Genomic DNA, 17,677 nt, shown 5'->3' on the forward strand with positions numbered 1-17,677 from the left:
CTCGGTCGACGGCCCCGCTGACAACGGCGCCGCGCTACCGGTCGCACAGCCGAAGGATGCGGATTGGAGCTGATCGCCGATTCCGATGACGTGGTCGGTGATGGTGCCGAGGATACCCTCAGGCAGCATGGTGGCCGTCGCTACGATGGGTCGTTCCAGAAAGATGATTCCGGCTCCGGCTCCGGCTCCGTCTTTGGTTTGCACGAACGAGAGCACGTGTCCGCGCAGGACGCTGTGCTCGATCATGCGTGCGCGCAGGTGCTCGAGAAAACCGGTGACCGTGTGCGGCGACTCGGCCATGATTTTGAGCTGGGCCGTGTTACGCCCGAATTGCGGGTTCGATACGCCCAGAAGCGCGGCCGGATCGGAGTCGGCCAACGCGGTCAGGGCGATGTCCGCGTCGACGAGTCGATGATCCAGTCGCCGACGGCCCGGTGTTACCAGGCGCCGGGCTGGTAGTCCTTGAGGAAGACGCCGTAGAGGTCTTCGCCGGCCTCGCCGCGCACGATCGGGTCGTAGACCCGGGCTGCGCCGTCAACCAGGTCGAGCGGCGCGTGAAAGCCCTCCTCGGCCAGGCGCACCTTGGTCGGGTGTGGCCGTTCGTCCGTGATCCAGCCGGTGTCGACGCTCGTCATGAGAATGCCATCATCGAGCATCTCCTTGGCGCTCGTACGCGTGAGCATGTTCAGTGCTGCCTTGGCCATATTGGTGTGCGGGTGGCCAGGGCCCTTATAGCCGCGACCGAAGACGCCCTCCATCGCTGACACGTTCACAATGTAGGTACGACGGGCAGCGGATGCCGTGAGCGAGCCGCGCAGACGGCTCACCAGCAAAAATGGTGCGGTCGTATTGCACAGCTGAACTTCGAGCATCTCGAGCGGATCGACGTCTTCGACGTTGGCCGTCCAACTGTTCACGTCGTGCAGGTCGGGAACAAGCCCGCCGGCGTCAATGGCGGTGCCGGCGGCAAGACGCTCCAGCGACGACGACCCGGCGGCGAGAGCCAGCCGGGTAAGGTCATCCGCTGTGAGCGCGCCGGCACCGGACGCCGCCGCGAGCAGCGGATGCCCGGAGACCGACGCAGCCAGGGCCAGCGGATGCGCATCATTGGTGTGTCCAAACGACACAATCTCGGGCAGGGGACCGTCGGGCAGCGGAGCATCCTCGGCCTCGACCAGGGGGGAGTACGAACCGCGGGAGCGTCGCACGGTCTGCGCTGCATTGTTGATGAGAATGTCGAGCGGACCCTGGGCAGCGACGGAATCAGCCAGGGCGATCACCTGGGCCGGGTCGCGCAGATCGATTCCGACGATGCGCAGGCGGTGCAGCCAGTCCTTGGAGTCGGGCATGGCGGCGAAGCGGCGAACGGCGTCGCGCGGAAACCGGGTCGTGACGGTGGTGTGGGCGCCGTCGCGCAGCAGGCGGAGTGCGATGTACATGCCGATCTTGGCACGGCCGCCGGTGAGCAGTGCGCGTTTGCCGGTGAGGTCGGTCCGAGCGTCACGCTTGGCGTGACTGGAGAGAGCGCAGCTCGGGCAAAGCTGGTGGTAGAACGCGTCGACCACGGTGTACTTCTGCTTGCAGATATAGCAGGCGCGCGGAACAAGCAGCTCACCGGCGGTCGCCGCGCTGGTACCGAGGGAAAGCTGGGCGCCCCGGGTCTCGTCGTCGATGCGGGTGGGCGCGCCAGTGGCGGTGGCCGCGATGACGCTGCGATCGGCGTCGGCGATGACCGCGCGTTTCTCGATGCGACGCACCATCTTGACCGACTTGAACATCTTGGCAGTGGCCTGGCGCACGGTGACGAAGTCGGGGCTGTCCGGATCGATGTCGGCCAGGGAGGCGAGCACGCGGAGGGTGACGGCGAGATCCTGTGGATCGATTCCAGCGAACTCGGTAGCCGGTGCTGCCGACTCGGCGGCGGTAGTGGGCGCGGAAGTCATTAGAGAATCCTACGCGGACCGACTGGGATCATCTGCGTCAGCGAAACGACGGCGCCCGTACGAAAAGCCCATTCGAACGCACTCCGACCAGGTCCGAGATCCCACGGGGAGAAGTCCTGGAACTGGCTGTTTCATGCCTTCCTTATTTGTCAGGTGGAGGCGCGTTGCGCGCGCGCCTCCACCTGATCATCGACTGGGCCCGGCGAACAGATACCGGGAAGCACTACACCTTCGTCGATTCCTGAGCCGGAATGGCGCTGGTCGGCGGCTCGAAGGTGTGGTCGAACGGCATCTGGTCGGTATCGAGCAGGGGATTGTCATCTTGCGTTTTGACGAGTTCATGCGCTTCCTCTTCGCTGTTCACGCTCGGCATGGAGCCAGGAAGATGACGATTGGCCGATTCCCGCAAGAAGAAGATGGCGATCGCACCGATGAACGACGTGCCCATCAGGTAGAACGCCGGCATCATGTCATTGCCGGTGCCCACAATGAGCGCCGCGATGATGAATGGTGTGGTCCCGCCGAATATGGCGACGGCGAAGTTGTACGAAATACCCATGGCACCGTACCTGCTCGCCGTCGGAAACAAGGCAGGCAGGGCGGAGGCGAGGTTGGAGACGTAGAACGTGACCGGGAACGCGATGAACGCCAGGCCGAGCAGAGTCGACCAGACGTCGCCGATACCGATCAGCAAAAACGCCGGGTAGGCCAGTACGACCGTGCTGATTGCTCCGATCCACAGCACCGGTCGGCGCCCGATGCGGTCGGACAGGCGACCGGCCAGCGGGATGCACAGGGCCATGACGACGAGAATAGGAATTGTCAGCGCTGTGCCGTGCAATTCGTCGTAGCCCTTGTTCTCGGTTAGATAGGTGGGCATATACGAGGTGAGGGCGTAGCCCACCGTGTTCGCGGCGGCGACGAGGATCATCGCGATGATGATGTTGCGCCAATACGCCTTGAATATGGCGATCGGGCTCTTCGGGGTGTCCGCCGTGGCGCCGATGGGATTCTTCTGCGCTTCCTCCTGGGCGTCGAGAGTGGCCTGGAAGGCGGGCGACTCGTCGATCTTCAACCGGAAGTAGATTGCGACCAGGCCGAGCGGCCCGGCGATGAGAAACGGAACCCGCCAGCCCCATTCCTCCATGACCGACTGCCCGAGCGTGAGCTGGAGTACCGAGACGAGTGAGGCACCGATGGCGAAACCGAGGTAACTGCCCATATCGAGAAAACTCGCAAAGTAACCGCGCTGTGTGTCGGGCGCGTGCTCGCTGACGAAGGTTGTCGCCCCCGCGTACTCGCCACCGGTTGAGAACCCCTGTACGAGCTTGACGAATACCAGCAGAACCGCTGCCCAGACGCCGATTTGGGCGTAACCGGGAAGGATACCGACGGCAAAGGTCGAGGCGGCCATCAGCGTCAGCGTCGTGGCGAGCACCTTCTGCCGGCCGATGCGGTCACCCAGCCAACCGAAGAACACGCCGCCGAGTGGGCGGGCGAAAAAGGTAGCGGCAAAGGTTCCGAGCAGAAACAGGGTTTGCACGGATGCGTCCGCCTCCGGCAGAAAGACCGGACCCATCGTGGTGATCAGGTAACCGAAGATACCGACGTCGTACCACTCCATGGTGTTTCCCACGATGGTGCCACCGAGGGCACGCTTCATGATGGGTTTGTCGACGACGTTCACGTCGGACACGGCGATGCGTCGGCGGCGCAAGGGTCTCGCGGCCTTTTTCCTCCCGGTCGAGGCGTTTGTGGCGTCGAAATTCGGGTTGGATGTACTTCGGTCAGTGGGCATGAAATTTCTCTCGTGGAGATATTGTGCTGCGAAGTCAAGGATGTACTGCGTGGTGCAGTTTTTTCAGTTGGACAAGAGTACCCCTAAATGGGGGCATTGCCTAAAGAGCAAATCTCGGTAGCGGGGAGGGCCCCGCGAGTTCTGCTTAGGCTGGAGGTATGACTGATTCCGTAGATTTCTGGTTTGACCCCTCGTGCCCCTGGGCCTGGATGACTTCGCGCTGGGTGGACGAGGTTGCGCGCCTGCGTAATCTCGACGTGACCTGGCACGTGATGAGCCTCGCTGTACTCAACGAAGACCAGGATGTGAGCGCGGAATATGCGGCATTCTTTCCGCGGGCGCTCAAGTACACCCGACTCGTGGCCGCCGCTGCCGAACTGCACGGCCAGCCGATGGTCAAGGCGCTGTACGACGCGCTCGGCACCCAGATTCACCCGGGCGGTAGCAACGATCCCGACGAGGTCATTCCCGCAGCGCTCGCCGAGGTGGGCCTGCCCGCCAGCTTCGCGGCCTTCGCCGACAGTGAGGAGTATGACCCCCAAATGCGCGCGAGCCACTTCGACGGCATCAATCGGGTTGGCCAGGACGTCGGAACCCCGGTGATCGCGGTCAACGGTGTGGCGTTCTTCGGCCCAGTCATCTCACCGGCACCCATGGGGGACGCCGCACTGGCCCTATGGGACGGCGTCGTGGCGCTCGCGAGTTACGACGGGTTCTTCGAGCTCAAGCGCAGTCGTACCCGCGAACCAATTTTCACCCCAGTCGCCAGCACTAAATAGACTGATCACATGCGCATCCACATCGCCACGGACCATGCCGGTCTCGACCTCAGCCACCACCTGATCACGCACCTGAGTGCGGCCGGTCACGAGGTCATCGACCACGGCCCCCGGACCTATGACGCCCTCGACGACTACCCGGCGTTCTGCATCAACGCCGCGCAGGCAACCGTCGACGACCGCGAGTCCGGTATCGAAGCGCTCGGCGTCGTATTCGGCGGTTCGGGCAATGGCGAACAGATCGCCGCCAACAAGGTATCCGGAGCCCGAGCAGCCCTCGTCTGGAATCTCAGCACGGCCCGGCTCGCTCGTGAGCACAACGACGCCAACGTCATTTCCATCGGGGCCAGGGAGCACACGATCGCGGAGGCCACGAGCTTTATCGATGCCTTTGTTGCCGAGCCGTTCAGTGATGAGGAACGGCACACGCGGCGCATCCGTCAGCTCGGCGAGTATGAGCGAACCGGAACCATCGCCGGGAAAAACGTCGACGGCAGGTGAACTGAGGTGCCAGAGGGTCACTCCGTTCATCGCATCACCCGCCAGTTTCAGCGCAATTTCATCGGCCACCGCGTGACGGTCAGCTCGCCGCAGGGCCGGTTCGCGACTGGCGCCACCCAGCTCAGCGGACATTCGGTGACAGATGCTCGCGCCGTGGGCAAGCAGATGTTTCTGGAGTTTGATCACGGATTGTGGTTGCGCATCCACTTGGGATTGTATGGCGCCTGGGATTTCAGCGGCGAGGTGCTCATGGATGCCACGATGGCGTCGGCCAACGGCCGGATGGGCCAGACCAATCAGCACGGCACCAAGGTCGCGGCGGGGGCCGAGGCCGCGACCTTTGACGCCGATGGTGAAAATTCGATCTTCAGTATCGGGGCGCCGCGGCGCACGCGGGTGCGCATGTCCGAGCAGGAAAAGGAGATCGAGCCCGTCGATATCTTTCCCCCCGAACCGGTCGGCCAGGTACGGGTGCGGCTGCTCACCGACACGGTGTGCGCCGACCTGCGTGGACCGACGGCGTGTGAGGTGCTCGACCCGGCTCAGGTCGACGCTGTGATCGCCAGGCTCGGACCCGATCCGGAACTGGAGAACACCCCCGCGGCCGAGGAACGCTTCGTTTCTGTCGTGCGAAAAAAACCCACGCCGATCGGCCGGCTGTTGATGGACCAGAGCGTGGTCAGCGGAATCGGCAACGTCTATCGTGCCGAAATACTCTTTCGTGCCGGTCTCAACCCGCACACTCCCGCCAAGTCACTCAGTGACGAAACCGTGCGCGCGCTGTGGCAGGACTGGGCCCACCTCTTGCATATAGGTGTTGCCACTGGCCAGATGATGACCATGGACAAGCTCGAGGGCGCCGGGTACCGGCGCGCCATGAGGAGTCGGGCCCATCGGCACTGGGTCTACAAACGCGAAGGCCTGCCCTGCCGAGTCTGCGGTTCGCACATCGTGCTCGAAGATATGGCGGCCCGCAAACTGTACTGGTGCCCGCGATGTCAGGCGTAACCGCTCCTGCTGCACGGTGAGGGGGCCAGCACGCGTGGTACTCGGGTGTCGGGCATGCTGCGAAAATAAAGTCATGATCCATCGTCGATTTGCCCGGCCACTCCGGCGTGTTGCAACCATCGTCAGCGGTGCCATCGTCGGAGCGGTCGTCATTACCGTCGCACTGACCGCCTGCTCGAGCGACGACGGCGCCGGCGTCATCGACACCGTCGGCAGCATCGACTTCGTAAATCCGCTCGCGATCCCGCCGCTGGCCGAATCGACCGTGAATGCCGCGGGTGAGCGAGTCTTCGACCTCGCCGCCCAAGAGGGAACGAGCGAGTTCGTGCCGGGCATCAGCACCGCCACCTGGGGCTACAACGGCAGCTACCTCGGCCCCACCCTCGTCGCCGAGCGCGGCGAAAACGTGCGCATCAATGTCTCCAATAACCTCCAGGAAGCTACGAGCGTGCACTGGCACGGCATGAACCTGCCCGCAAAGATGGACGGCGGCCCGCACCAGATGGTCGAGCCGGGCGCACAGTGGAGCCCGAACTTCACGATCGACCAGCCCGCCGCAACCCTCTGGTACCACCCGCATCCCGCCGGCACAACCGAGCACCAGGTAGAAATGGGCCTGGCCGGCCTGTTCCTGATCCAGGACGACGAGGAGGCCGCACTCAACCTGCCCCGCAGCTACGGAGTCGATGACATACCCGTTGTGGTGCAGGATCGCCGCTTCGACGCTAAGGGCCAATTCATCAGCAACGTGCGTGGTTACATCGGTCCGATCGGCGATGAGCTGTTGGTCAACGGCACCCTCGCGCCGTACTTCGACGTGACGACCGAGATGGTGCGCTTGCGCCTGGTCAACGGGTCGTCGGCGCGCGTGTACGACTTCGGGTTCAGCGACGGCCGGTCCTTCGACCTGATCGGAACCGATGGGGGACTGCTCCCTGCGGCGGCACCGATGGACGGCATCCGCTTGTCACCGGGCGAGCGCGCCGAGATCCTCGTGACAGTGATCCCGGGGGAGAATGTGAAACTGCAGTCCACCCCGCCCAACCTCGGCACCTCGGCCGGAGCGGCGACCCGCAACGCCGGTGATGACACGCTCGACGTGCTGGAGTTGCGCGCGACCGAAACTCTCGGCAGCATCGGCGCCGTATCGACGACCTTGGCGAACATCGAGCCACTCCAGAAAGCGGATGCCTCCGTCGACCGCTCGTTCACACTCAACGGCTACACGATCAACAACCGGCTCATGGACATGACACGCATCGACGAGACCGTCGAGGCCGGTGCCACCGAGGTGTGGACCGTCGATAATGCCATGCCGTTGCCGCACAACTTTCACGTGCACGCCATGCAGTTTCAGGTACTGCGGGTGGGAACGAAATCGCCGCCACCCGAACTTTCCGGCTGGAAGGACACGATCTATCTCGAGCCCGGGGTGCGCTACGAACTGATCATGCAGTTCGCGGAATATACCGATCCGGACTTTCCGTATATGTTCCACTGCCACATGCTTGCCCATGAAGATGCCGGAATGATGGGCCAGTTCGTCGTGGTCAAGCCCGGTGAGCAAGCCGGCACCCCGCCGACCGCTCAGGACGCGAGCGTGCCGAAGGTAAACCAGGCCGTTGGCAGCGGACCGCGCGTGATCTTGCCGAACCACGGCCACTAGAGGCGGACTGCCGCCTAAACGGCGAAAGCCGCCAGCTACGCGCTGACGGCTTTCGGTGTGTGCATATTCACTCTGTGGAGGGGACGACGGGAATCGAACCCGCGTCATAAGTTTGGAAAACTCAGGCTCTACCATTGAGCTACGTCCCCAGGCTCAATATTTGAGCACTCGAGTATCCTAGTACAGGAAACCGGGGGACGTTTGCCAGTGCGGGCGCATCCGTTCGAACGGCGTGCATTAGACTGGGCGAGGTCAATCCGCCTGTCGTGAGCTTTCGCTTGCGCCAACAGATTGGTTCCCCAACAAAGCAGTATCGATGGGTCGAAGTAGATCCGGGGCGTAGCTCAGCTTGGTAGAGCGCTCGTTTTGGGGGCGAGAAGTCGCAGGTTCAATTCCTGTCGCCCCGACATTATCCGCAGCACACCGTTTCAATACACAGGAGAGTCTCGAGTGAAGTCCACGGTCGAAAAACTGAGCCCCACGCGCGCCAAGCTCACCATCACGGTGAGCCCCGACGAGCTGAAGCCAGCCATCACCCACGCCTACGGCCACATCGCCGAGGACATCAACATCCCCGGTTTTCGTAAGGGAAAGATCCCGCCGGCCATCATCGACCAGCGCGTCGGCAAGGCCGCTGTCCTGGAACACGCCGTCAACGAGGGTCTCGACGGTTTCTACCGTGCGGCCGTCGAAGAGAACAAGCTGCGCCCCCTGGGTCGTCCAGAGGCCGACATCGTCGAATGGCCGAGCAACACCGACTTCTCCGGTGACCTGCTCCTCGCTATCGAGGTTGACGTACGCCCCGAAATCGACCTGCCTAGCTACGCCGGCCTCAAGCTCACCGTTGATGCCGTCGCGGTATCCGACGAAGAAGTTGCCGAAGAACTCGACAAGCTGCGTAGCCGGTTCGGTGCGCTCATCACCGTCGATCGTCCCGCCAAGACCGGTGACTTCGCTCAGATCGACCTGAACGCCGCAATCGACGGCGAAGAGGTCGACACCGCCAGCGGCATCTCCTATGAGGTCGGCTCCGGCGACCTCATAGACGGCATCGACGAAGCGCTCGACTCGCTCAGCGCCGGCGAGACCACGACCTTCAATTCCGACCTCATGGGTGGGGACCACGAGGGTGAGACGGCTGAGATCACCATCACCGTGATTGCCGTGAAGGAACGCGAGCTTCCCGCCGCCGATGACGACTTCGCTCAGATCTCGAGCGAGTTCGACACGATCGCTGAGCTCACCGAGAGCCTCAAGGTCCAGGTCGAGAAGTCCAAGGCCTTCGGACAGGGTAGCCAGGCCCGCGAGCGTCTCATCGAGACGCTCCTCGGCTCGGTCGAGGTTCCGATCCCCGCCGCGATCATCCTCGACGAGGTGAACCGTCACCTCGAGGGCGAAAGCCGCCTCGAGGACGACACACACCGCGCCGAGGTCACCGAAGCCAGCGAGAAGACCTTCCGTCAGCAGATCCTGCTCGACACGATCGCCGAAGCTGAGCAGGTCAAGGTCAGCCAGGACGAGCTCACCCAGTACCTCATCCAGGGTGCAAGCCAGTACGGCATGGACCCGAGCGAGTTCGTTCAGACGCTCAACACCAACGGCCAGATTCCGTCGATGGTTGCCGAGGTTGCCCGTAACAAGGCCCTCGCCATTGCCCTGGGTCGGGCTGAGGTCGTTGACTCCAACGGCAAGCCGGTCGACCTGAGCGAGTTCACGGGCCCGGTCGACGATGAGGGTGCTGGCGAAGAGGATGCTGCTGACGCGGCCGTTGACGCTGCACCCGTTGATGCTGCACCCGTTGATGCTGCACCCGTTGCCGAGGCTGACGCAGAGGTCGACGAGAAGCCGAAAAAGAAGAAAGCCGCTGCTAAGAAGTAGCGTGCGTAGTACTACTCCCTAAGCGCGTGCATAGGCCGGCCGGATTCACTCCGGTCGGCCTTTTGCATGCTGTGGGAGCCTGGGCGTGCGCCCGGTTATCTGCCGAGGGCGAACACAGCCGTTTTCCGCCGCGCGCTCCGATAGATTCATTGAGAAGCGACAACTGAAACGGAGCACGACATGGCCGACCCGACACCCACTAACGGTGTATTTGACCGACTGCTGAAGGACCGCATCATCTGGCTCGGCTCAGAGGTCCGTGATGAAAACGCCAACGAGATCTGCGCCAAGATTCTACTTCTGGCAGCCGAGGACTCAAAGCGCGACATCTATCTCTACATCAACTCTCCCGGTGGTTCGATCACCGCTGGAATGGCGATCTACGACACGATGCAGTTCGTACCCAATGACATCGTCACGGTCGGCATCGGGATGGCGGCCTCGATGGGCCAGTTCCTGCTCACCTCGGGCACCAAGGGTAAGCGGTACATCACTCCGAACGCTCGTGTGCTTTTGCACCAGCCGTCCGGCGGATTCGGCGGCACGGCGGCCGATATCCAAACACAGGCACGCCTCATCCTCGATATGAAGCAGCGACTGTCGGAGATCACAGCCGCGCAGACCGGCAAGACCCCCGAGCAGATCAACGCTGACGGTGACCGCGACAACTGGTTCAGCGCTCAGGAAGCCCTCGAGTACGGTTTCGTCGACCACCTCCGCGCATCCGCTTCGGATGTCATCGGCGGCGGCGGCACCGATCCCGACGCCGACGCCACCAAGTAGTCCGCCGAAACTGAACAGGAAGAAATCATGACTATCCCCACATTCGGTGGAACGGCCTACAGCTCGATGGGCGGCTCGACCAAGAACTCGCCCGAATCCCGCTATATCCTTCCCACCTTCGAAGAGCGCACCGCCTACGGGTACAAGCGCCAGGACCCTTACGCAAAGCTGTTCGAAGACCGCATCATCTTTCTCGGTGTGCAGGTTGACGACGCTTCGGCCGATGACGTGATGGCCCAGCTCCTCGTGCTTGAGAGCCAAGACCCGGATCGCGACATCACCATGTACATCAACTCGCCCGGTGGATCGTTCACCGCCATGACGGCGATTTACGACACCATGCAGTACATTCGACCCCACGTGATGACGGTCTGCCTCGGACAGGCGGCATCTGCTGCGGCCGTGCTTCTGGCCGGCGGTACCGCGGGCAAACGTCTCGCCCTGCCGAACGCGCGCATCCTCATTCACCAGCCCTCGGTTGGCGGCCAGGGCGGCGGCCAGGCCTCGGATATCGAGATTCAGGCGGCTGAGATTCTGCGCATGCGCGTCTGGCTCGAAGAGACCCTCGCCCACCACTCCAACCGGAGCGTGACGCAGGTCAACAAGGACATCGACCGCGACAAGATCATGAGCGCAGCAGAGGCCCTCGAATACGGCCTCATCGACCAGGTTCTGACCAGCCGGAAGAACCTTCCAATGCTCGTCAAGTAGCCTGTGGCCTGAACCGGCCTGACCGGCGCGTCGCCTGCGGGCGGCGCGCCGTTTCGGTTTATTGCGTGCTGCACCTAACTGTCGGATGCACGGACTAGGCTAAATTGCAGCGAGACCAATGGAGGAGGCTGACATGGCCCGAATCGGTGAAAGTGCCGACCTGCTCAAGTGTTCCTTCTGCGGAAAGAGCCAGAAGCAGGTGCAACAGCTCATCGCCGGCCCCGGCGTGTATATCTGCGATGAATGCGTCGAGTTGTGCAACGAGATCATCGAAGAGCGCCTGGCTGAAGCCGGCTCTGAAGACACGACCGGCGAGTTCGACCTCCCCAAGCCCAAAGAAATCTTCGGCTTCCTGGAGGAATACGTCATTGGCCAGGAACCTGCCAAGCGTGCCCTCGCCGTTGCCGTTTACAACCACTACAAGCGTGTCCGGTCCCGGGCTACACTCACCGCCGCCGAGGCTATCCACGACGACGTCGAGATCGCCAAGTCCAACATTCTGCTCATCGGCCCGACCGGTTGCGGCAAGACCTATCTCGCCCAAACCCTTGCCAAGCGCCTCAACGTTCCCTTCGCCGTAGCGGATGCGACGGCCCTCACCGAGGCCGGGTACGTCGGCGAAGACGTCGAGAACATTTTGCTCAAGCTCATCCAAGCCGCAGACTACGACGTCAAACGGGCCGAGACAGGCATTATCTACATCGATGAGATCGATAAGATCGCCCGCAAGGCCGAAAACCCGTCGATCACCCGTGATGTTTCGGGCGAGGGCGTGCAGCAGGCGCTCCTGAAAATTCTTGAGGGCACGATCGCCTCGGTTCCCCCGCAGGGTGGGCGCAAGCATCCGCATCAGGAATTCATTCAGATCGACACCACGAACGTGCTGTTCATCGTGGCCGGCGCTTTCGCCGGGCTCGAAGACATCATCTCGTCCCGCGCCGGCAAGAAGGGCATCGGTTTCGGAGCTCCCCTGCACGTCAAGGGCGACGACATCAACCTGTTCAGTGAGGTTTTGCCCGAAGACCTGCACAAGTTCGGACTGATTCCCGAATTCATCGGGCGTCTGCCCGTCGTCACGACGGTCACGCAGCTTGATCAAGTGGCCCTCATGCAAATTCTGACCGTGCCCAAGAACGCGCTCGTGCGACAGTACCAGCGCATGTTCGAGCTCGACGGGGTCGAGCTCGAGTTCGAACAACCGGCACTCGAAGCCATTGCCGACCTCGCCGTGCTCCGAAAGACCGGGGCCCGAGGCCTGCGAGCCATCCTCGAAGAGGTACTCGGCCCGGTCATGTTCGAGGTTCCGTCGAGCACCGACGTGGACCGCGTCATCATCACGCGCGATACGGTGTTGAACAACGCGCCCGCTGAGATGGTGCTGCACAAGACCCACCAGGTGAAGTCGGCCTAAGTCGGGCTCATCGTGCGGGGGCGTGCGCTCATGACACCGACGAACGCTTGGCAGCGGTGTCACCCGTTTGGGCCAATCGTGCCCGCATGATGATCCCGGCTACCGTGCGCTCGATGGTCAGCGCCGATAGCGCGGCGCTCAGGGCGAGGAGGGCGCCGGTCACTTCAAGTCCCTCTTCGATGCCGACGAGCAGGTGATACGGCAAGCTGCCGCGCGATAGGTCATCGAGGCGGCCTCCCACGACGATGCCGCCCATGGCTTCAAAGCCAACGGCGCCGAACAGGTAGATGGCTCCCGCGACAATGAGTCGGCGGCGAAGCTGTCGGTCGATCGAACGGGCGACCCAGAGCATGAGCAGGCCGGCGACAATGGCCAATGGCACACCGATTGTGAGCCAGGCAAACGTGAAGCCGGTGCCGAGATCGAATCGAGCCAATTGTTCGTGCAGTTGGGCGATTTCGTCGGCCGACAACTCGAGGGCGATGGCGGCGAGAATGAAGTACGGTGCACCCCGTTTTGCTTCATTGCGAACGGCGAACCCGACGGCGACCAAGCACAACGCGATGCCGGAGAGGAGCAGCCCAGACGCCCACGCCCAGAGGTTCCCTTCACCGTCGGCGTAGAGCAGGCTCGCCAGGGCGCTGAGAATGCGCCAGCCCGGGGTCGTGATGTCGATGTTTTCGCGTAGGTAGTGTGACACAACCCCACCCAGCAACATGAGTGCGAAAACGATGGCGACGACCCAGAGAAACCAGCGCACCCCAGGGCCGTGAGAACGAACTGTCGGAATGTCCATGGGCCCGTAGCTTACGGTGCCGACGCCGTTAACACATCCCAAATACTGAGGGTCCTGGAAAGTATTTGCTCGGCGGCGCCTGCGGCTCATCCCGCTAGGTGTTTGTCCTAATTGAGGCCGCGTCGGTCGAGCAGTGGCTGCAGATCGGCGTCCCGGCCACGCCAATGCCGGTAGGCCTCGAGCGGATCCTGAGTGCCGCCGACTCCGAGCAGGCGATCACGAAAACGATCGCCGTTGGCGCGAGTCAGGCCGCCATTATCCCTGAACCATTCCACGGTGTCGGCATCGAGTACCTCGCTCCAGATGTAGGAGTAGTACCCGGCGTCGTATCCTCCCGAGAATGTGTGCGCGAAATACGTGCTCGCGTACCGGGTGGGAACAGCCGGATTGTCCAGTCCAACAGAAGCGAGGGCATCCGCTTCGAACCGGGCGACGTCGGCGACGGTGGTGTCGGCGTCAATGCGGTGCCAGGCCTGGTCGAGGAGTGCTGCGGCGAGATACTCGCTGGTCAGGAAGCCCTCGTTGAAAGTCGATGACGCCTGGATGCGGTCCACCAACTGCTGCGGCATCGCCTCACCGGTCTGGTAGTGACGGGCGTAGTTGGAAAGTATTTCGGGCCAGAGCATCCACATCTCATTGACCTGACTGGGGAATTCCACGAAGTCCCGATACACGTTGGTTCCAGAGAACTTGGGATAGGCCGCGCGGGCCAGGAGCCCGTGCAGGGCATGACCGAATTCGTGGAACAGGGTGGTGACCTGGTCGTAGGTGAGCAGAGTCGGCTGCCCGGCAGCAGGTTTCGACACGTTGAGGTTATTGCAGACCACGGTCGTATCGGTTCCGAGCAGCGCTGACTGCGAGACCAGGGCGTTCATCCAGGCTCCGCCGCGCTTGGAATCGCGAGTGTAGAAGTCGCCGATGTACAGACCAAGCGCAGAACCCTCTTCCGTGGTGACCTCGAAGACGCGCGATTCGGGGTGCCAGCCGACCAATTCGGGCTTCGCCGTGAAGGTCAGCCCGTAGAGCTGGTTGGCCGCGTAGAAGACGCCATTGGTCAGTACGCTTTCGAGTTCGAAGTAGGGGCGCATGGCCGCGGTGTCCACGTCGTACTTTTCCTGCCGCACCTTCTCGGTGTAGAACGCCCAGTCCCAGGCAGCCAGCTCAAAACCCCCGCCCTCGGCATCGACCACGGCCTGCAGGTCGGCCTGTTCCACGCGGGCATTGCGGGCAGCGTTTGGCGCGAGGCGCCCGAGCAGATCCCATACTGCATCGGGTGACTTGGCGGTTTCATCGGCGGTCACGTAGGCGGCGTGACTGTCAAACCCGAGCAGGCGGGCGCGCTGGGCGCGGAGGTGAGTAATCTCGATCACGAGAGGCCGGTTGTCGTTGGCCGCTCCCGTCGCATCCGAGCGGATGCCGCGGGCTCGGCTCGCCGCGAGCAACCGTTCGCGTACCCCGCGGTCGGTGAGGCTCGCAAGGTAGGGGTGCGAGGTGGGGAGCACGAGGTTGATCAGGTATTTGCCGTCGAGCTGGCGTTCCCGAGCGGCCTCGGCCGCCGCCGAGATCTCGCCATCCGTGAGTCCGTCGAGCTCGGCCACGTCGTCAATGACGAGGGCGAGCTCGTTGGTGTCGGCCAACAGGTTCTTTTCGAAGCGGGTGGTGAGGGTCGACAGCCGCGAGTTGACATCACGCAGTGACTGTTTGTCGTCATCGCTCAGGCCGGCGCCGGCCAATGTGAATTCGGTGAAATAGCGGTTGATGAGGTACAACGATTCGGCGTCGAGTGTGAGGCTGGAGCGCTGCTCGTGCACGGCTTCGAGACGCGCGTAGAGGGCGGGATCGAGCCGGATCGCGTCGGCGTGGGCGGCCAGCAGCGGCGCGAGTTCTTCTTCGAGCTCGTTCGTGAAGTCGCTGGAGTCGGACGAACTCTTGTTGAAGAAGACCGCGGAGACACGGGCGAGCATTTGTCCGCTGCGCTCGAGGGCGACGAGCGTGTTGTCGAAACTGGGGGCATCCGCTGTGCCGGTGATGGCGCTGACTTCGGCGAGCTGCTCGGTCATGCCCTGCAGAAAGGCCGGCCGATAGTGTTCCTCGGTAATAGACGCGAAGGGCGGCAGCTGGTACGGCAACGTGCTGCGCGTGAAAAAAGGGTTGTTCGCTGTGGAAGCCATGCGTCCACACTAGCCAAGGCAGCCGCCATGCTCGTGCGGGGCCAGCTGCGCGTCGGAGTTCTGACGCCGATGTCGGACATCGAGCAGCCCACCCGCCCGAGTTACGAGTTACTGGTGCGCGACCACTCGGCGCGCACGGCGCTGAGCGCATCGTCGAGGCTGACTCCCCGTCGATGTAGGGCCTGCGCGAAGAGTCGCGCACTCGCACGAGACTCGTCGTCGATGCCCTGACCGGCGCGCACCCTGGTGCCACTGCCCCGACTGGTCGAGATGAGCCCCGCCGCCTCTAACGCGGCATAGGCACGCGCGACGGTGCCCGTCGCTATCCCCAGATCGGTCGCGAGCTGGCGCATCGAGGGCAGCCGCTGGTCCGCCACGAGCGATCCAGCCCGGATCTGATCCGCCAGCTGGGCCCGAATCTGCTCGAACGGCGGTGTGGCCTGGTCTTCGTCGATGGTGATCATGTGCCACGGCTCATGAGTGCTGAGTGGATGCCGCATTCGCTGTCGAGGCGCGTGCCGGATAAACGCGGCCGAGTGGCTGCGTGGTGGCATCCAGGATCGAGAGGCTGACCAGAACCCCTCCGAGTAGAGCGACGACCAGCCCGGCAACCAGCTCGGTGAGACCGAAGGCGGCGGCTGGCTGCACAGCGGAGATAGCCCCGCCGGGCAGGAAGGTGATTGCAGCGTTTCTCGTGGCCCAGCCGGCGACGAGCAACACACCGCCGGAGTAGAGAAACAGTGCTCCAGAACTGAGCTGCATGACGACGCGCGTGGCCAGAACTCGCACGGACCGATCGAGCTCGTCGAATTGTTCTGAGCGCGCTGCCGAGGCGATTCGACCGAGTGCGAACAGTGTCGCCGCGGCAAGCAGCACGGTCAAGCCGATCAACGGCACACCGTAATACCAGCCCGGGTAGGGGCCCGCTGTGCGTGAGCCGATGGTGATCGAACGAAAAGCGCCGTCGGGCGGCGCGCTTGCGGCCAAGCCGGCGATGATCGCGAAGACGACCACGGCCACTGCAGCACAAAGCGGCAGCAGGAATCCCCAGGCCGGTCCGTACGTCCACACTCGGCGCGGCACCAGGTTCGCCGAGCGGCGTTTAGGCCGGTCGGTCACGATGCGAGTGGGGGTCAGTGCGAAGACCAGCAGGCCGATTGCCGCAGCGACTCCGGGGGCCAGCATCAGCGGCAAACCATACCAGCCCGGTTGCGCCTGGTTGACCCGGTCGAGCGCCCAGAGCGCGACTCCGCCGGCCGCGAGGGTGCCGACGTTGCGAAGCATGATCGAGCGCGCGAACCTGCGCGCGGTCACCGTGCTAATCTCGGGAACCGTCACGACGAGACGGGCCAGGCTTTTTCGGCTGCCCACCCGAACAATTCCGACCACCAGGAAAACGAGTAGGAAGTAGATGAGAAACAACATGCACGCCGCCTTTTGTGTATCACTCAGGTGATACACAAAAGGCTAGCAGGCGTATCATCGCGCAGCTACACGTGAGACCCTAAATCCATTCCTCGTCATCATCGTCGACGTTGGTTGACGGCTGCGTGATGGTTGCGCTGTCGTCGACCGGGTTGAACCGGATGATGGTGCCATCGTCGAGCTCGATCACCGGCTTGGACTCCAGCCAGGTCAGGGTCCAGCGCCACGTGCTGCTGTCGACGGCCAGCGCCGCGACGTCTTCTTCGACCGATCGCACGGCGATCTCAACAACCTGCGGCAGCCCCGCCGGCAGGGTGCCGCCCAGGGCCCATCGGGTGCCTAACTGCATGATCTAGACGTCGATCTCGTAGGTGACCCAGTCGGTACGCGTTCCGAGCTGGTCGTAGAGCACCTGCGCGGTTGCGTTGTCGGCGGCGGTCACGAGCTGAATCTGGGCCAGCTTGTGCGCCCGGGCATAGGTCTTGGTGAATTCCATCAAAAGGGAGCCGACGCCATTCTTGCGCGCGTCCTCGGCCACATAGAGATCGTCCAGGAACAGCGCCAAGTCGCCGCTAAGGGTGCGCGGAACAGTGCGATAGTGGGCAAAGCCGACGAAGTCACCATCGTCGTTGACCGCCACGGCACCAACAAGGGCGTTGTTCGCGTCGATAATCCAGCTCCACACCTGCAGGGCTTTCTGATCGGTCAGTTCTCTTTCGTAGAACGCGCTGTAGCCTTCGAACAGGCCCAGCCAGGCAAAAAAGTCCTTGTCGCCCAGTGGGCGAACGGTCACTGACATCTGGTTTC

The 17,677-nt window shown here is 63.1% G+C and carries 17 protein-coding genes and 2 tRNA genes; 10 read left to right on the forward strand and 9 right to left on the reverse strand.

Annotated features, from left to right (window positions below; all coding sequences use genetic code 11):
• Nucleotides 1-63 precede the first annotated feature (63 nt).
• The gene (locus tag E3T27_RS08135) at nt 64-459 is read left to right on the forward strand and encodes a hypothetical protein (protein ID WP_134572216.1); all 396 of its coding nucleotides are present in this window, start codon (nt 64-66) and stop codon (nt 457-459) included.
• Here the strand turns inward: E3T27_RS08135 and E3T27_RS08140 are convergent.
• A complete protein-coding gene (locus E3T27_RS08140) occupies nt 438-1,943 on the reverse strand; it encodes an SDR family oxidoreductase (protein WP_104197820.1) in 1,506 nt (501 codons plus the stop codon). The genes E3T27_RS08135 and E3T27_RS08140 overlap by 22 nt on opposite strands.
• Before the next feature lie 223 nt (nt 1,944-2,166).
• Nucleotides 2,167-3,741 (reverse strand): MFS transporter, encoded by a 1,575-nt coding sequence (locus tag E3T27_RS08145; RefSeq protein WP_134572217.1) that lies wholly within the window; start codon nt 3,739-3,741, stop codon nt 2,167-2,169.
• 158 nt (nt 3,742-3,899) lie between these two features.
• On the opposite strand from E3T27_RS08145, the gene E3T27_RS08150 reads away from it, so the two are divergent.
• The 4 genes from E3T27_RS08150 (at nt 3,900) to E3T27_RS08165 (ending at nt 7,695) form a co-directional block, all read left to right on the forward strand.
• The gene (locus E3T27_RS08150) at nt 3,900-4,520 is read left to right on the forward strand and encodes a mycothiol-dependent nitroreductase Rv2466c family protein (RefSeq protein ID WP_134572218.1); all 621 of its coding nucleotides are present in this window, start codon (nt 3,900-3,902) and stop codon (nt 4,518-4,520) included.
• A gap of 9 nt (nt 4,521-4,529) precedes the next feature.
• Nucleotides 4,530-5,021 (forward strand): ribose-5-phosphate isomerase, encoded by a 492-nt coding sequence (locus E3T27_RS08155; protein ID WP_104197823.1) that lies wholly within the window; start codon nt 4,530-4,532, stop codon nt 5,019-5,021.
• Nucleotides 5,022-5,027: 6 nt separating this feature from the next.
• Complete coding sequence (locus tag E3T27_RS08160; protein ID WP_134572219.1) at nt 5,028-6,029, forward strand: Fpg/Nei family DNA glycosylase; 1,002 nt, start codon at nt 5,028-5,030, stop codon at nt 6,027-6,029.
• A 73-nt stretch (nt 6,030-6,102) separates the two neighbouring features.
• Nucleotides 6,103-7,695 (forward strand): multicopper oxidase family protein, encoded by a 1,593-nt coding sequence (locus E3T27_RS08165; RefSeq protein WP_134572220.1) that lies wholly within the window; start codon nt 6,103-6,105, stop codon nt 7,693-7,695.
• A 75-nt stretch (nt 7,696-7,770) separates the two neighbouring features.
• On the opposite strand, the gene E3T27_RS08170 is transcribed toward E3T27_RS08165, so the two are convergent.
• A tRNA-Gly gene (locus E3T27_RS08170) sits at nt 7,771-7,844 on the reverse strand.
• A gap of 184 nt (nt 7,845-8,028) precedes the next feature.
• On the opposite strand from E3T27_RS08170, the gene E3T27_RS08175 reads away from it, so the two are divergent.
• The 5 genes from E3T27_RS08175 to clpX all read left to right on the forward strand — a co-directional run bounded on the left by E3T27_RS08175 (nt 8,029) and on the right by clpX (nt 12,478).
• A tRNA-Pro gene (locus E3T27_RS08175) sits at nt 8,029-8,102 on the forward strand.
• Nucleotides 8,103-8,145: 43 nt separating this feature from the next.
• Complete coding sequence (tig, locus tag E3T27_RS08180; RefSeq protein WP_166786155.1) at nt 8,146-9,573, forward strand: trigger factor; 1,428 nt, start codon at nt 8,146-8,148, stop codon at nt 9,571-9,573.
• 180 nt (nt 9,574-9,753) lie between these two features.
• Nucleotides 9,754-10,356: an ATP-dependent Clp protease proteolytic subunit gene (locus E3T27_RS08185; protein ID WP_104133107.1), complete on the forward strand. Its 603-nt coding sequence runs from the start codon at nt 9,754-9,756 to the stop codon at nt 10,354-10,356.
• 27 nt (nt 10,357-10,383) lie between these two features.
• Complete coding sequence (locus tag E3T27_RS08190; RefSeq protein WP_104197833.1) at nt 10,384-11,067, forward strand: ATP-dependent Clp protease proteolytic subunit; 684 nt, start codon at nt 10,384-10,386, stop codon at nt 11,065-11,067.
• A gap of 133 nt (nt 11,068-11,200) precedes the next feature.
• Entirely contained in the window at nt 11,201-12,478 is a 1,278-nt protein-coding gene (gene clpX / locus E3T27_RS08195; protein ID WP_104198095.1) for an ATP-dependent Clp protease ATP-binding subunit ClpX, read from the forward strand.
• 28 nt (nt 12,479-12,506) lie between these two features.
• Here the strand turns inward: clpX and E3T27_RS08200 are convergent, their stop codons facing one another.
• The 6 genes from E3T27_RS08200 to E3T27_RS08225 form a co-directional block, all read right to left on the reverse strand.
• Complete coding sequence (locus E3T27_RS08200) at nt 12,507-13,274, reverse strand: hypothetical protein (RefSeq protein WP_134572221.1); 768 nt, start codon at nt 13,272-13,274, stop codon at nt 12,507-12,509.
• Between the two features lie 107 nt (nt 13,275-13,381).
• Nucleotides 13,382-15,445: a M3 family metallopeptidase gene (locus E3T27_RS08205; protein ID WP_134572222.1), complete on the reverse strand. Its 2,064-nt coding sequence runs from the start codon at nt 15,443-15,445 to the stop codon at nt 13,382-13,384.
• 101 nt (nt 15,446-15,546) lie between these two features.
• Nucleotides 15,547-15,909, reverse strand: a complete 363-nt coding sequence (locus tag E3T27_RS08210; protein ID WP_104197836.1) for a GntR family transcriptional regulator — start codon at nt 15,907-15,909, stop codon at nt 15,547-15,549.
• 10 nt (nt 15,910-15,919) lie between these two features.
• Complete coding sequence (locus E3T27_RS08215; protein ID WP_134572223.1) at nt 15,920-16,870, reverse strand: hypothetical protein; 951 nt, start codon at nt 16,868-16,870, stop codon at nt 15,920-15,922.
• A 79-nt stretch (nt 16,871-16,949) separates the two neighbouring features.
• On the reverse strand, nt 16,950-17,219 hold the full coding sequence (locus tag E3T27_RS08220; protein WP_104197838.1) for a hypothetical protein: 270 nt from the start codon (nt 17,217-17,219) through the stop codon (nt 16,950-16,952).
• A gap of 3 nt (nt 17,220-17,222) precedes the next feature.
• Nucleotides 17,223-17,669 (reverse strand): GNAT family N-acetyltransferase, encoded by a 447-nt coding sequence (locus E3T27_RS08225; protein ID WP_134572224.1) that lies wholly within the window; start codon nt 17,667-17,669, stop codon nt 17,223-17,225.
• Between the last annotated feature and the right edge of the window lie 8 nt (nt 17,670-17,677).

Origin of the sequence: Cryobacterium lyxosi (assembly GCF_004403345.1) — a bacterium.
Taxonomy (GTDB): domain Bacteria; phylum Actinomycetota; class Actinomycetes; order Actinomycetales; family Microbacteriaceae; genus Cryobacterium; species Cryobacterium lyxosi.